Here is a 13,725-nt window from a genome sequence, read left to right on the forward strand (position 1 = left end):
CGTCAAAGAGTTAGAGCAGGATTTGTGCGAAAGCCGGTTTCCACTTTTCGCATCCTGCTCTTGGTTTCAGGCCGCGCGCGAACGGGAAACCGCCTCCGACAGATCGTGAAACAGCGACATGACGAGGGGGCGGCGATCGAGATTATAGGTTTCGACCTCGTTCGCGGCGCGTGCAAGTCTCTCCCACACCTCCGCGAGGGGCGCAAGCCGGGCAGGACCTGCGGCGGCATGCGCATGCAGATGGGCGCCGAGCCAGCCCTGCACGGTCTCGATCATCACGTGGAAGTCGGCCTCGCCTGCCCTGCCCGCGACGTCCTCGCCAAGTGCCAGCAGCGCGGTCAGATCGACCGAGGGCAGCGCGTCGAGCCGCGCCCTCACCGCCTCGACCAGCGCCAGCGTCTCCGGATCGACATAGGTCAGCGCCCGCTTGACCGAGCCCTCGGACAAGGCTGCGGCGCGCCCGAGCGCCGAGGCATCGTATGGCAGGCGCATGCGCTCCAGCGCGATCGCGCCGGCCTGCGCGACGTCATCCTCGCCGAGCGACTCGAAGGACAGCAGCCGGCAGCGCGAGCGGATTGTCGGCAGGACACGGCCGGGCACATGCGCGACGATCAGGAAGAGGCAGCGCGGCGGCGGCTCCTCCAGCAGCTTCAGCAGCGCATTGGCGCCCGGCCGGTCGAGATCCTCGGCGGAATCGACGATCGCGACGCGCCAGCCGCCCTCGCCCGCGCTGGAACCGAAACGGTCGATGATCCGGCGCACCAGATCGACCGGGATGTTGCTGGTGAAGCTCTTGCCGTCCGGCTTGGCGATGCGCCGCAACAGGTGCAGGTCCGGATGCGACTGTGCCGCGATCTTGCGGGTGGCGCCGTCCGCGTCCGGCATGGCGAGATCGCGGGCGGTCTCCGCCCGACGCAACGGGTCGCCCTCGGCGAGCATGAAGCGGGCAGCGCGATAGGCGAAGCTCGCCTTGCCGGCGCCTTCCGGGCCGCCGAGCAGCCAGGCATGGTGCATCCGGCCGGAACGCAGCGCCGTCAGGAAGGCCTCTTCCTGACGATGATGGCCGATGAGCGCCAGCGTCTCGCGCGGATGCGGCGCGTTCGGCAGGCGGTCGGGTTCGTTGCTCGATTCGATCATGCCGGCGCAATCTGCGGCAAGGGCAGCCGACTGGAAAGCGCCTCCCAGGCCTTCTCCGCCAGCACCTCCGGCGCCAGGCTGGCATCGAGCACGACGCAGCGCTGCGGCTCGGCGGCGGCGATGTCGAGAAAGCCCTGGCGCAGGCGGCGATGGAAACTGATCGTTTCGCTTTCGAAACGGTCAGTCACCTCGCCCGGCTGGCGGCGGCGGGCGGCGCGAGCGAGACCCGTCTCCGGTGCGAGATCGAGGATGAAGGTCAACTCGGGCATCAGGCCAGCGATGGCGACGGCTTCGAGCGCCGCGAGCTTGTCGCCTGCGATCTCACCGAGCGTGCCCTGGTAGACGCGGGTCGAATCGATGAAGCGGTCGCAGATCACCCAGGCGCCGCGCTTGAGCGCCGGCCTGATGCGGCTGTCGACATGGTCAATGCGGGCAGCCTGGAACATCAGCGCCTCGGCGAAGGCGCCATAGGGCTTGATCCTGCCGGCTAGCAGCGCCTCGCGAATGCGCTCGGCCTTGGCCGAGCCGCCGGGCTCGCGCGTCAGCTCGACCGCGAGGCCGTGCCCTTCCAGCCGCGCGGCGAGCGCCTTGGCCAAGGTCGACTTGCCGGCCCCCTCCCCGCCTTCGAGCGTGATGAAATGCCCCGCGGGGCGCGCAGTCGCCTTCGTCCTGGCCACGCTCAGCTCCGCTTCAGGGCCTTGCGGACCCACCCCGTTGCGGCTTCCATCAGCGCGTCGAGTGCCCGCCGCTGCAGGCTGCCGACAGCCACGCTCTCGGCCGCGTAGAGCGGGATCTCGAGCGTCTTGATCTCGCCGCGCGTGATCAGCAAGCGGCCGACCTCGGTCCCCTCCGCCACCGGTGCCTGCAAGGGGCCGCGATAGACGATGCGGGCGGCGAGCCGCTCGCTGCTGCCGCGCGGCACCAGGAGGCTGACCGACCCCTTCGCCCGCAGCGCGACGCGGCCCTTCTCGCCACCGAAGACGCTGGCCTCGCCGACGCTCTCGCCCTCGGCGAAAACCTGGCGCTGCTCGAAGGAGCGGAAGCCCCATTCAAGCAGCTTGCGGGCCTCGCTGGCGCGGTCACGGGCATTCTTCAGCCCGTTGACCACGACGATCAGACGCTGGCCCTTCTGCACGGCCGAGCCGACAAGACCGTAGCCGGTCTCGTCGATATTGCCGGTCTTGAGGCCGTCGGCGCCGATATCCATCGCGAGCAGCGGATTGCGGTTGCTCTGCTTGATCTTGTTCCAGGCGAAGTCGCGCTGGCCGAATATCTTGTAGAGCTCCGGATAGGTCTTGATGATGTGGTCGGCGAGCAGAGCGAGCTCGCGCGCCGTCACCTTCTGCTGTGGGTCGGCCATGCCGCTGGCATTGCGGAACTGCGATTTCGTCAGACCGAGCGCTTGGACGCGTTCGGTCATGATCCTGGCGAAGCTGGCCTCGTCGCCGGCCACGGCCTCGGCCAGGGCGATCGCCGCGTCGTTGCCGGAGTGCACGATCAACCCCTGCAGGATGTCGCCGAGCTTTACGCGGCTGTGCACGATGGCGAACATGGTCGAGCCGCCGGAGACGCCGCCGCCCTTGCGCCAGGCGTTCTCCGAGATCGAGATCTCGGTCTCCAGGGTCATCTTGCCCGCCGCGATCTCCTGGAAGGCGACGAGGGCGGTGGCGAGCTTGGCGAGGCTCGCCGGGACCATCAGCTCGTCGGCGGCCTTCTCGTAGAGCACGGCGCCGCTGCCGGAATCGAGCAGGAGGGCATAGGGTGCAGCCGATTGGAAGGCCTGCGCTCGGGCAAGCCCAGGGGCAAATGCCAGCAGCGTCGCGCAGACGGCGAGAACCCTGCTCCAAATCGGAAGATAGGCGCGCGCCATCCCGGATCGACCACACGTCATATCGAGATCAGATGATGCGCCGGACCGGGCGGTCAAGCCCGGAGCAGAGTCAATTCCGCGCCAGCGGCTGCAGAGTCTGCGCCTTCATGCTGGTGAAGCTGGCGCGCGGTACCGGCATCGGTGCAGTCACGGTCGCCGGACGCAGCACGGGGACCGGCTTGCCGGCATTGGCGATGGTGTCGAGATCGAACGGGCGGGACGGCGGCAGGCGGACGCCACGGACCGGCACGCCTTCCGGCGACGAGGTCGCAGCGCTGGCGACGATCGGGCTCTGTACTGCGATGGTGCGTGGCTGCTCGGGGGCATAGGCCTGCACCACGGGCTGGGCCGCGACCGGAGCGGGCTCTGCCCGGACGGGCGCCGGTGCCGGCCTTGCCGACTCATCGTCGAGATCCGGTCCGGCGGAACGGCCGAGGTCGACTTGCGACGCGGCGCTCGCGATCATCGTGCGGCTGCTCTGGCCCGGGACCGAGGCCGGCGAACCATCGGTGCGCAGCGAAGCGAGCAGCATCTGGTCGTCCGAGCCGGCGAGCGAGGCCTGACCGAGATACTCGATCTTGACGCGCGCGGTGCCGAGATGGCGGAACGCGAGCGCATCGGCGGTCTTCTGCGAGACGTCCATGACGCGGCCGCCATGGAACGGGCCCCGATCATTGACGCGCACGATGATCGAGCGGCTGTTGGTGACGTTGGTGACGCGCGCATAGGCCGGCAGCGGCATCGTCGGATGCGCGGCGCTGATGCTCATGCGATCATAGACTTCGCCATTGGCGGTGCGGCGGCCGTGGAAGGCCTCGCCATACCAGGAGGCGGTACCGACCGCGGTATAGCCGACCGGCTTCTCGTAAGGGGTGTAGCGCTTGCCCGCGACGGTGTAGCTGCGGCCGATCAGCTCGCGGCCGCCACCCTTCGGTACCGGCTGCCCCTCCTCGACGACCCGGGCACTGGCCGGGCCGTATTTCGAGGACGGGAAGGCGCCGATCTCCTTCGACTTGCCGCGGCGGGCGACCTGATCATTGGCGCAGTTCGCCAGGAAAAGGCCAGCCAGTACGACGCAGCCAAGGCGGGTTGCGGTCGCGAAGGAAGAGGAAGCGCGGGAGGCGTCGCCGGATTCAGCCATAGAGGGAGTGACCGCCGATGCTGAAGTGCCTGCGCCTCGCGTCATGCCGCATTCCCGTTCGTCGCGCCGAAAATGCCACGACCACCCAGCCACGAACGTGGCAAGGTCGCAGTTTTCGACCAATCCAATTAAGGGATCGTTAAGCGGCGGGAGCGCGTACGCGTCACCGTTAACGGAAGCCCAGCCCGGCCTTTGGGCGGGCATAAAGGTGTCGGAAATGCGGCAACTGTCAATCCACCACCCCATCGTCGCCATTTTTCAGGGGAGCGTGCCTCTTGCGCCACGCCGAGGCGGCTGACCGAAACAGCCGACCGCCGCGAATTAGAGAAGCAGGCAAGCTATTGAATATGTTTCGATTTCCGTGATTTCGTGCGATACGCGGCATCATCCTTGCGCTTGCGGCTTGCAAAAATCGGTGGGGAACGGCAATGACGGGGCGCCGGAAGGGTGGCCGAGTGGTTTAAGGCAGCGGTCTTGAAAACCGCCGTGGGTGCAAGCCCACCGTGGGTTCGAATCCCACCCCTTCCGCCATCAGTCGCCGATTGCCCCTGTGGCGCGATATAGCCGCCGATCGCCGGCATACGCGATGAAGCCGCCGATTCTACTCCGGAGCCCGATATATTGTGCTCGGGGTTATCTGAGCTGGCTCAGCGCAATAGCGGCAATTTTCGACCCTGTCTCAACCGTTCAGAGTGCGCCCTGGTGCACTGGAATGCAGACGTCACTCAAGTTTTCATGGCGCTGCTGCTGCGAGCGCTGCGGCTAGTACATCGGTCAGGCCCCGCCCAGCGCTGCCATCCTCATCAAGGCGCGGATTGTAGATGGTAATCTCGAGACCGGCTGCCTTGCCGCTCCCTAAGGCAATCCGGAGCGCCGCACCGAGCTCCTCCCACGACAACCCACCCGGCACGCGGAAATCGACAGCCGGCATGATGGCGTCGTCGAGGCAGTCGGCGTCGAGATGGATGAAGAAGCCTTCCAGTTCCTCTCGCATCAGGTGGTCGACCGCTTCGCGCGCGGCAGCCTCGATGCCCACCGCGCGCACGGCGGGGAGGTCAAGCGCCTTGAGCTCCTGAGGGAGCGGCTGGCTTGCGTACTCCTCCTGATCCTTGTAATCGCGATACGCGAACGCGACAGCGTCTTCAGGACGGACCAGAGGACCGCGTCCTTCAATGTCGGTCAGGAGTGACGGGCCGTAGCCGGTGACGAAGGCGAGGTCCATCGAGGCGCCCTCACCATTGGGTTCCGCCTCGGGCTGAAAGAAATCGGCGTTGCCGTCGATGAAGAACAGGCCATAGCGGCCGCGCCGTCGAAACGCGAGCATTGTGCCCAGCACGATCGTGCAATCGCCGCCCAGCACCACCGGAAACTCGCCCGCATCAAGCACTGCTTCCACGGCGTCGGCGAGCTTGGGCGACCATGCCGCAATTGTCTTGGCGTTCAAGATGCCGGTCTCGGGATCGGGCGTCGGGTCCTTCGCTGGCACCGCCAGCCGCCCGGCGCGGCGCGCGTGGATGTGCTCCGCAAGACCGAGGTTCAGGAGCTGGTCGGGCAGGCGCTCCACACCGTCGGTCGCCAGACCGAGCGTGGAAGGAGCTTCGATAATTGCATAGGGAAGGATCGTCACGGGCGCCTCCGGTAGCGACTATTTGGCGAAGTAGGTCACTGCCCCCGATGGTGTGACCGTCTGGATCGCAGATGAACGCCCCCTAGTCGTTGATCGCAATTCGGCCGCAGCCACGGCTCGCCACGGCAAAGGCGATATCAGTGCCGTTTTCCGCAGTCGCGGGTTCTCCACCAATTGGAACCTGGACGCTGAAGTGAAACGCGCCGCTTCTGCAATCTAGTCCACCTGGTCCCTTGCTCCGTAACGGCAGTTTCCGGTCATTGTTCCCTCGAGGCCGACCGCAGTCGCGCTCCCTCTCTTGCGTACTCACTCTCCGCCAGCGCTTTCTCATTTTCATAGCTCGTCGGCGTCGACTACGAGATGACGCCGACTGGCCAGGCCCGCTCGATTGACACACGCAGCACGCCCTTCATGCCCGCGGTGGCCGCGTGCCCCTGCCCCGCGCATGGAATGTCTTGCGCCGTGCCTCGCGTTCCGCCGCGAACGCCTCTCCAATCACGACGCGCGCATCGCGTGCGCCGAACGGCTCCTCGCAGGCCGGGCAAATCAGCTCGAGACCTGTCGCATGCCCGCAGCTCCGATGAATGACCTGAAGGGCCGGCGGCTCGTTCGGGGGGAAGCCGCCCCATGTCTCGCCCCAAGATTTGAGCCCCAGCAGGATGGGGTAGAGATCGAGCCCCTTCTGCGTCAGGCGGTATTCGTGCCTGATCGGACGGTCGCTGTATCGGCGGCGGCCGATCACATCGTCGGCTTCCAGACGTTTCAGCCGGCCGGAGAGGAGGTGGGAGGACATGCCGGTCTGCGCCTGGAACTCCTCGAAACGCCGTGTCGTCAGGAACAGCTCCCGCAGGATGAGCATCGTCCAGCGGTCACCGACGACTGCAAGGGCTCGCGCGACCGGACAGGCGGTGCTGCCCACTTCGGACCAGCTCATATTGACTCCCTTCAATAATTGAAGGCACTTTGATCCGATGGCCCCGTGAGTTCAAGGGGATGACGCATGACGACACGAGACGTCGAGCCGACCGGGGACGCGCCGCGCCATCTCGAGGATTTCAAGGCTGGCGACCATTTCAGCTCGGGCAGCTTCGAGGTGACGGCGGAGTCGATCAGGGCATTCGCCGAACTCTACGACCCGCAGCCGATGCACATCGACGAGGAGGCCGCCCGGCACACCATCTTCGGCGAGCTGGTCGGCAGCGGCTGGCAAACGCTCGCGATCACCATGCGGCTTCTCGTCGATGCCCGCTTGCTCGGGGGCGATCCCATCGTCGGCGCTGAATTCGCGAATGTGCGGTTTCATCGTCCGATGCGCCCTGGGGACAGGCTTCGGGCGACGGCGGATGTGCTGGAGACCCGACTGTCGCGCAGCCGCAGCGATCGCGGTTTCATGGATCTGCGGGTTACGACCATCAACCAGGAGAACGAGACCGTTCTCACCCAGAAATGGACTCTGATCGTCCCGACGCGCTCCCATTCCCGATAGCATCGTGGCCGTTCCCGGTCCGGAACCGGACCGACGACCGACGCCTGCGCCCAGGCTGCACTCTGGCTTGGCCCGCGCCCGCTGCCTAACACTTGTCGACGGCCGATTTCCGGCCGATCGCGTTTGCCGAGGAGGGCATCCGAATGCTGGACTGGACCACATATCGTTCCGAGCTGAAAAGCCGGGTCGGCGATTTCGGCAAGGCCGCTCCGGAAGCGCTCCGCGGCTATGCCGCGCTGGCGGGTGGCGCAGCCAAGACCACGCATCTCGACGCCCGCACGCGCGAGCTGATCTCGCTCGCCGTTGCCGTCACTACACGTTGCGACGGCTGCATCACCTCTCATGTCGATGCGGCGATCAAGGCCGGGGTCAGCCGCGAAGAGATCGCCGAGGCGCTCGGGGTCGCGATCGCCATGAATGCCGGGGCAGCGCTGGTCTATTCGGCACGCACTCTCGACTGCTTCGAGCAAATGACGGCCCCTCCGCCGGCTGCTGCGGAGTGAGATCGTTTCGCCCCTAAGGAGCCGTCGCCTGCCTCCGATGAGCTCATGCGAGCGCCACATTGCGGTGACAGATTGACCGGGAGGCGCGGAACGCTGGTGGCGTTCCGTCGTTTCCTCGTCGACCGCAACGGAACCAGGAGGACGAGATGAGTCATACTGGCAAGGCCGAGCGCGAGATCCGCAAGATCGCCTATGCGCTCTGGATGGAGGAAGGACAGCCGGAAGGCCGCGACCATGAGCATTGGGAAGCGGCCAAGGCGATCTGGACCTTCCGCAACCGCAGCGAGGAGATTGTCGACCACGGCGCCGAGGAAGAGCTCAAGGGCGAGCGCACCCGCCGCCGCGAGCAGGAATGGCTCTCCTGACGCCGCTTGCAGGGCTGCGATCCGCCGCAGCCCTGCCATTCGCTCTCTGCATGATTGCAACCGAAGACAAGCGGTCGCGCCACGCCCACATTGTGGCTGAAGCGGTGCCGGCGTTTGCGTGTCGGCTCCAGCGGAGAGCAGTCATGACCCAGCATGTCGAAACCGGCCGAATCGCCGTCGTCGAACGACCGGAAGCCGGACGCTTCGAGCTCGATTTTCCCGGCGGACAGGCTTTCGCCATCTACCGCAGCGACGGTGACCGGATCGTCGTGACCCATACCGAGGTGCCGCCGGCCTTCAACGGGCGTGGCATCGGCTCGCAACTGGCCGAAGGCATCTTCCGGATCGCGCGCGCCAGTGGGCGCCGGGTCGTGCCGCGCTGCTCCTTCGTCGCCGCCTGGGCCCGCCGTCATCCCGGCTATCACGACGTTCTAGCCTGAGCGCCCTCGCCTGTCTCGATCGCTGGACGAGCTTGCCTCGTGCTCGTCGATCGCGTTTGAAGGCTCCGTCACAGAACGGGGCCTGTCATGCCGGACGATCTCGCCATCACCGATTTCCCATTGCGGGCGCAGGACAAGCTCCGCTACGGCGACACCGATCGCCAGGGGCACGTCAACAACGCGGTGTTCTCGACCTTCCTGGAGACCGGGCGCGTCGAGCTGATCTATGATCGTACCCGTCAGCTGGCCGAGCCAGGAACGGCCTTCGTCCTAGCCCGGCTGGAGGTGGATTTCCGGGCTGAGCTGCGTTGGCCCGGCGCGGTCGAGATCGGCACGCGCGTCGCTTCGATCGGCCGCAGCTCCGTCCGGCTCGAGCAGGCGATCTTCCAGGGCGAGCGTTGCGTCGCCAGTGGGATTTCGGTGATCGTCCAGATGGACGAGACGACGCGCAAGGCGCGGCCGTTCTCGGATGTGGTGCGCGAGCAGCTGGCGCAACTGGCTGCGTCAGGAAACTGATCTAGGCGATCTCCTCCGGCCAGCCGACCAGCTCGGTCGGTGTCCAGCGCGCTTTTCGGCGCTCACGCCGCACCTCCAGTGCTTCGCCGCTGAAATCACGTGGTTCGGCTGGCATGGTGAAGCGGGTGCGCTCGTCGAGCGCGTCGATATTGATCGTCGTCCAGGCCTCGTCGCCTTCTTCCATCAGCATGGCGATGTAAACACCGCAACGATGGCACAGTACCACTTCGGAGGCCGCGAGGCCGAAACGATAGCGCTGGAGCTGAGCCGGCTCATGCGCCACGAGCCGGGCGCTGGCCTTCGGATCCGAGACCGTCCGGGCATTGTGCTTGCGGCAGAAGGAGCACTGGCAGGCGCCGATGATCTCTTCCTCGGGCGGGCGCGGCAACGACAGTTCGACACCGATCGCGCCGCAGTGGCAGCCGCCGTTCAAGCGATGTCTCATGCGATCCTCCCCGTCGGACCTTGTCACATCACTGAAGCGATGAGAGTGCGATCATCAGATCAAAACAAGTGATTGGATACCGCATCGAATCGGGGGAACGGAATCACCCCCGCCGCGTTCGGAGCCAAAATGCGGGAGGACAATATGAGCAGCCTTGTTGCGGTCTCGGCGCTGTTCCTGGCCGGCGGCCTTTCTACTGTGACCATGGGGGCTGTGCCCCTGCAAGGCGTTCTCAACGATTTCTTCTGGGCCGGCCTCGCCATTTCGGCCTTCATCACCACGGCCGGGCTCGAAGCGTCGAGCTGATTGCCGATCACCAAGGCTGGCTGTCCAACATACTTTTGCGCCTGACGCGTTGAACCGCCTGGCTCCGTTCAGGCGGTTTCGGCCAGAATGTGCGTGACGTTGTGCTCGCGCTATGGTTGCGGTGGACTCTGGTGAGGGCCGCCGACATGGCAACCGAAGCGCACGTGCTTTTCAATGCGACCTTGCCGGCCATCAAGGACATCAATGCCGAGCTGAGATTGCTCGGCTTTCCTGTCAGGCTTCAACACGGACATGGCTCTCTCGCCAACCATAGCGGCTTCCTCCCTGCGACGCTGCGGCGTCAGCAATCCGGCTGCGAGTTCGATGTCCGCGCCAGCCCTGATGCCGCAGCCGATCTCGAACCGCCGGACTCTGCCAAGCCTTTCTCATGCTGTGTCAGCCTGCGTTGGGCGAGCGATGAGGATGAAGCCAGTGTCGGCCTTTGCATCGCCGCCGCCCTGGCCAAGCTGACGAAAGGCATCGTGCTCGAAGAGGGGCCAGGCGAATGGCAGAGCGCCGGCAAGGCGGTCGACTATGCCAGGCAGCACCTCAAGGCTGCGGGCGTGAGGGGCGGTCCGGCTGAACCGGGAACGCGCCCGGCGGACATCAAGCACTATCTGAAGAGCCTCCTGGCCGAACGGGACGACCTCGTACTCGTCGGTCGGCGTCTTTTGATCCGTCCCGTGCGCCACGTTCTAAGAGGTGTGTTCTTCGAGTCCATGGGCGGCCGGACGCGCTTTCGGATCTGGCCCTATCTCCATCCTCTCTACGGACATCCCGAATCCACCGGCTGCTTGGAGCCGATCCACGGATCGCTTTGGGACGTCACCGCCGCGCATTTCATGCCGCTGTTGCATGATGCGCTGCTCCACGACGTGTTCACCGATATTGGGTCTGTCACCACGCTGCCAAAGCTGGCCAGTCGACTGGAAGCCGATCGGCAAAAGGTGACCGTCTGCGTGGTCGCCTTGGCCCTGTCCGGACGACATGAGACAGCCTGCGCATTCCTGGATGCCATCTCGGCGCGAGATCCGACATGGGACCCTTGGCTGATCAGGGATCGGCAATTCCTCGAACGAGACATCAAGGTCATCTGCGCCGAGTTCCACGAACGGGAGGAACGAACGGTCCAGGCGCTCAAGATCGCGTCGATATGGGAGCCGTCTCCCTTTCCAGCCGAGCTGCCGGACCATGAGCGCGAGAGCGTGGCCGAGCCGCAATTCCATGCGGGCCGCTGGCCCGCGACGCCAGACGGCCTGTTGGCGCCGCTGCCCGAGGAGCACGGCGAGCTCAGCTTCGGCAAGGACTATATCCTTCGCCGCAACTTTCCCGTTCTGCTGGAGCCAATAACGAGCGAGGCCGGGCTGCGGGCTTATCACGCCCATGAGCGACTGATCGCGGCGCAGCGCCTACCCGATGGGAAGATTCTGCTCAGCATAGTGGACCCTCATCGCGCGCATCAGAGTCTGGTCGATCAAGCACCACCCGGCGCCGATCCGATCGGGTATCACTCGCGTTTCCTCCTCTACGGCAGCGAGCGCCTGGTCGAGGTTTCGCTTCATCGTCGATCGCTGTCCGAGGAGCCGCTTTCTATCCATTCGCTCGATATTCGAACGATGGATCGCCGGCGCCACATCTGGCGCTGCAACTACGACCGTGAGCAGGCTTACGGGATCGTGTTCGATAGCTGCGGCGCGCCGAGAGATGGCGTCAGGTTCGATCTTCCGACAGAGCTGCATGCCGCACTGGTGCTCGATCATCCCGTGCCAGGCGCGCCGGACGATATCCTGCGCCGCACGCGACAGCTCCTCGCCGGCATGGGATATGGCGAACTCGATCTCGACCAGCCCTTCGAAAGGTCCTGATCTTTACGCCGCCCTTATGCCCCCGCCTGCCCTTCCGGCTCGACCGCTTAGCAGGCCCGGCACCACATCACCGGTCTGAACCCAGGCTGGAGATCCATCATGGCCGATATCGTCTTTCTCGCGCTCGGAGCCGGGGCCTTCGCGCTCTTCGGCTGGTACGCAGCGCTACTGCGCAAGGTCTGACGCCATGGGCCTGACCTTGCTCTATGCCGCCGCCGCCCTCGGGCTCGCGGTCTACATGGTCGCCGCGCTGCTGCGCCCCGACCGTTTCTGAACCAACGATAAAAAAGGAGACCTCGCATGGACTGGCGGGGCTGGGCTGAGATCGTCTTCACGATCGCGCTGACGGTAGCCGTGGGCTGGCCGCTCGGCATCTATATGGCGCGCGTCTGGGCAGGCGAGCGCACGCCGCTCGATCCGGTGCTGAAGCCGGTCGAGGCCGGCTTCTACGCCGCGCTCGGCATCGACCGGAACAAGGGGCAGAACTGGCTCGGTTATGCCGGGGCCGTGATCGCCTTCAGCGCGGCCGGTTTCTTGCTGCTCTATGCCCTCCTGCGACTGCAAGGGCAGCTGCCGCTGAATCCGCAGGGCTTCGACGGCCTGTCGCCGCATCTCGCCTTCAACACGGCCGTCAGCTTCGTCACCAACACGAACTGGCAGTCATACGGCGGCGAGACGACGATGAGCAGCCTCAGCCAGATGCTGGGCCTGACCGTTCAGAACTTCGTCTCGGCCGGTGCCGGCCTCGCCGTGGCGGCCGCCGTGGCACGCGCCTTCGCCGCCGACCGCGGCGAGACGCTCGGCAATTTCTGGGTCGATCTGACCCGCTCCGTCCTCTACGTGCTGCTGCCGGTCTCGATCGTCACCGCGCTCGCGCTCGTCGCCGCCGGCGTGCCGCAGAGCCTGCTCGCCAACGTCACCGCCAAGACGCTCGAAGGCGCCGACCAGATCATCGCGCTCTTCCCGGTCGCCAGCCAAGAGGCGATCAAGCAGTGGGGCACCAATGGCGGTGGCCTGTTCAACGTCAACTCGGCCCATCCGCTCGAGAACCCGACGCCGCTGACCAACCTGATCGAGGTCGTCTCGCTGAACGCGCTCGCCTTCGGTACCGTCATCGCCTTCGGGCGTGTCGCCGGCGCCCGCAAGGAAGCGCGCGCTTTGCTCGCGGCCATGGTGATCCTCGTCGGCCTCGGCGCCGCCGCGATCTACTCCTCGGAGACGCTGACGCCGCAGCCCGCGATGATCGCTGCCGGCATCACCGACGCGCCGGCCAACATGGAAGGCAAGGAGGTGCGCTTCGGCGCCGCCGCCTCGTCGATCTGGGCAGCGCAGACCACCGGAGCCTCGAACGGCTCGGTCAATGCAATGCATGGCTCGTTCATGCCGCTCGGCGGCGGCGTCGCGATGTTCCTGATGCAGCTCGGCGAGATCCTGCCGGGTGGTGTCGGCTCCGGCCTCTACGGCATGGTGGTGATGGCACTTCTCGCGGTCTTCGTCGCCGGGCTGATGGTCGGGCGCACGCCGGAATATCTCGGCAAGAAGGTCGAGAGCCGCGAGATCAAGTTCGCCATGCTGGCGGTTCTGATCCTGCCGCTCGCCATCCTCGGCTTCTCGGCGATCGCCGCGGTGCTGCCGGTCGCGCTCGAGGGCTTGCTGAACAAGGGACCGCGCGGCCTCACCGAGATCCTCTACGCCTATTCCTCGGCTGCGGGGAACAATGGCTCAGCCTTTGCGGGTCTCACTGCCAACGCACCCTGGTGGAACACGACGCTCGGCATCGCCATGCTGCTCGGCCGCTTCGCCTACATGGTCCCGGTGATCGCCCTGGCGGGTGCCATCGCTGCCAAGCCGAAGCTGAAGCCGACCGCCGGCACACTGCCGAGCGACTCGCCGCTCTTCGTCGGCCTCCTCATCGGCATCATCCTGATCCTGGGTGGCCTGCAATTCTTCCCCGCGCTCGCGCTCGGGCCGATCGTCGAGCACTTCCAAGTGCTTGCGGCCTCTCGCTGAGCCGACAAAGGAAC

At 66.0% G+C, this 13,725-nt stretch carries 16 protein-coding genes and 1 tRNA gene; 10 read left to right on the top strand and 7 right to left on the bottom strand.

What is annotated here, in order from left to right; genetic code table 11:
• Positions 1-66: 66 nt before the first annotated feature.
• The 4 genes from AC07O0_RS07585 to AC07O0_RS07600 all read right to left on the bottom strand — a co-directional run bounded on the left by AC07O0_RS07585 (position 67) and on the right by AC07O0_RS07600 (position 4,148).
• Positions 67-1,137 carry a DNA polymerase III subunit delta' gene (locus tag AC07O0_RS07585; protein ID WP_494621552.1) on the bottom strand — a complete coding sequence of 357 codons (1,071 nt, stop codon included), beginning with the start codon at positions 1,135-1,137 and terminating at the stop codon, positions 67-69.
• A complete protein-coding gene (tmk, locus tag AC07O0_RS07590) occupies positions 1,134-1,814 on the bottom strand; it encodes a dTMP kinase (protein ID WP_494621554.1) in 681 nt (226 codons plus the stop codon). The genes AC07O0_RS07585 and tmk overlap by 4 nt, the downstream gene beginning before the upstream one ends.
• A gap of 2 nt (positions 1,815-1,816) precedes the next feature.
• A complete protein-coding gene (locus AC07O0_RS07595; protein ID WP_494621556.1) occupies positions 1,817-3,007 on the bottom strand; it encodes a D-alanyl-D-alanine carboxypeptidase family protein in 1,191 nt (396 codons plus the stop codon).
• A 70-nt stretch (positions 3,008-3,077) separates the two neighbouring features.
• Complete coding sequence (locus AC07O0_RS07600) at positions 3,078-4,148, bottom strand: septal ring lytic transglycosylase RlpA family protein (protein ID WP_494621558.1); 1,071 nt, start codon at positions 4,146-4,148, stop codon at positions 3,078-3,080.
• Positions 4,149-4,589: 441 nt separating this feature from the next.
• On the opposite strand from AC07O0_RS07600, the gene AC07O0_RS07605 reads away from it, so the two are divergent.
• Positions 4,590-4,679: transfer RNA gene (locus AC07O0_RS07605), tRNA-Ser, on the top strand.
• A gap of 202 nt (positions 4,680-4,881) precedes the next feature.
• Here AC07O0_RS07605 and AC07O0_RS07610 read toward each other — a convergent pair.
• Together AC07O0_RS07610 and AC07O0_RS07615 are read right to left on the bottom strand one after the other, a co-directional pair.
• A complete protein-coding gene (locus AC07O0_RS07610) occupies positions 4,882-5,775 on the bottom strand; it encodes an arginase family protein (protein WP_494621560.1) in 894 nt (297 codons plus the stop codon).
• A 409-nt stretch (positions 5,776-6,184) separates the two neighbouring features.
• On the bottom strand, positions 6,185-6,709 hold the full coding sequence (locus AC07O0_RS07615; protein WP_494621562.1) for a winged helix-turn-helix transcriptional regulator: 525 nt from the start codon (positions 6,707-6,709) through the stop codon (positions 6,185-6,187).
• Between the two features lie 66 nt (positions 6,710-6,775).
• On the opposite strand from AC07O0_RS07615, the gene AC07O0_RS07620 reads away from it, so the two are divergent.
• The 5 genes from AC07O0_RS07620 to AC07O0_RS07640 all read left to right on the top strand — a co-directional run bounded on the left by AC07O0_RS07620 (position 6,776) and on the right by AC07O0_RS07640 (position 9,085).
• Positions 6,776-7,261: a MaoC family dehydratase gene (locus AC07O0_RS07620; protein WP_494621564.1), complete on the top strand. Its 486-nt coding sequence runs from the start codon at positions 6,776-6,778 to the stop codon at positions 7,259-7,261.
• Positions 7,262-7,404: 143 nt separating this feature from the next.
• Positions 7,405-7,764 (top strand): carboxymuconolactone decarboxylase family protein, encoded by a 360-nt coding sequence (locus AC07O0_RS07625; RefSeq protein WP_494621566.1) that lies wholly within the window; start codon positions 7,405-7,407, stop codon positions 7,762-7,764.
• Between the two features lie 146 nt (positions 7,765-7,910).
• Positions 7,911-8,129: a DUF2934 domain-containing protein gene (locus AC07O0_RS07630; RefSeq protein WP_494621568.1), complete on the top strand. Its 219-nt coding sequence runs from the start codon at positions 7,911-7,913 to the stop codon at positions 8,127-8,129.
• Between the two features lie 143 nt (positions 8,130-8,272).
• Complete coding sequence (locus AC07O0_RS07635; RefSeq protein ID WP_494621570.1) at positions 8,273-8,569, top strand: GNAT family N-acetyltransferase; 297 nt, start codon at positions 8,273-8,275, stop codon at positions 8,567-8,569.
• A gap of 87 nt (positions 8,570-8,656) precedes the next feature.
• Entirely contained in the window at positions 8,657-9,085 is a 429-nt protein-coding gene (locus AC07O0_RS07640) for an acyl-CoA thioesterase (RefSeq protein WP_494621572.1), read from the top strand.
• 1 nt (position 9,086) lies between these two features.
• Here the strand turns inward: AC07O0_RS07640 and AC07O0_RS07645 are convergent, their stop codons facing one another.
• Positions 9,087-9,530 (bottom strand): GFA family protein, encoded by a 444-nt coding sequence (locus tag AC07O0_RS07645; RefSeq protein ID WP_494621574.1) that lies wholly within the window; start codon positions 9,528-9,530, stop codon positions 9,087-9,089.
• 144 nt (positions 9,531-9,674) lie between these two features.
• On the opposite strand from AC07O0_RS07645, the gene AC07O0_RS07650 reads away from it, so the two are divergent.
• The 4 genes from AC07O0_RS07650 to kdpA all read left to right on the top strand — a co-directional run bounded on the left by AC07O0_RS07650 (position 9,675) and on the right by kdpA (position 13,711).
• Entirely contained in the window at positions 9,675-9,836 is a 162-nt protein-coding gene (locus tag AC07O0_RS07650) for a hypothetical protein (RefSeq protein ID WP_494621576.1), read from the top strand.
• 146 nt (positions 9,837-9,982) lie between these two features.
• Positions 9,983-11,701, top strand: a complete 1,719-nt coding sequence (locus AC07O0_RS07655) for a hypothetical protein (RefSeq protein ID WP_494621578.1) — start codon at positions 9,983-9,985, stop codon at positions 11,699-11,701.
• A gap of 187 nt (positions 11,702-11,888) precedes the next feature.
• On the top strand, positions 11,889-11,975 hold the full coding sequence (kdpF, locus tag AC07O0_RS07660; protein ID WP_091828939.1) for a K(+)-transporting ATPase subunit F: 87 nt from the start codon (positions 11,889-11,891) through the stop codon (positions 11,973-11,975).
• Between the two features lie 26 nt (positions 11,976-12,001).
• The gene (kdpA, locus tag AC07O0_RS07665) at positions 12,002-13,711 is read left to right on the top strand and encodes a potassium-transporting ATPase subunit KdpA (RefSeq protein ID WP_494621580.1); all 1,710 of its coding nucleotides are present in this window, start codon (positions 12,002-12,004) and stop codon (positions 13,709-13,711) included.
• The last annotated feature ends 14 nt before the right edge of the window (positions 13,712-13,725 follow it).

The organism is Allobosea sp. GW821-FHT10B12, assembly GCF_059415545.1.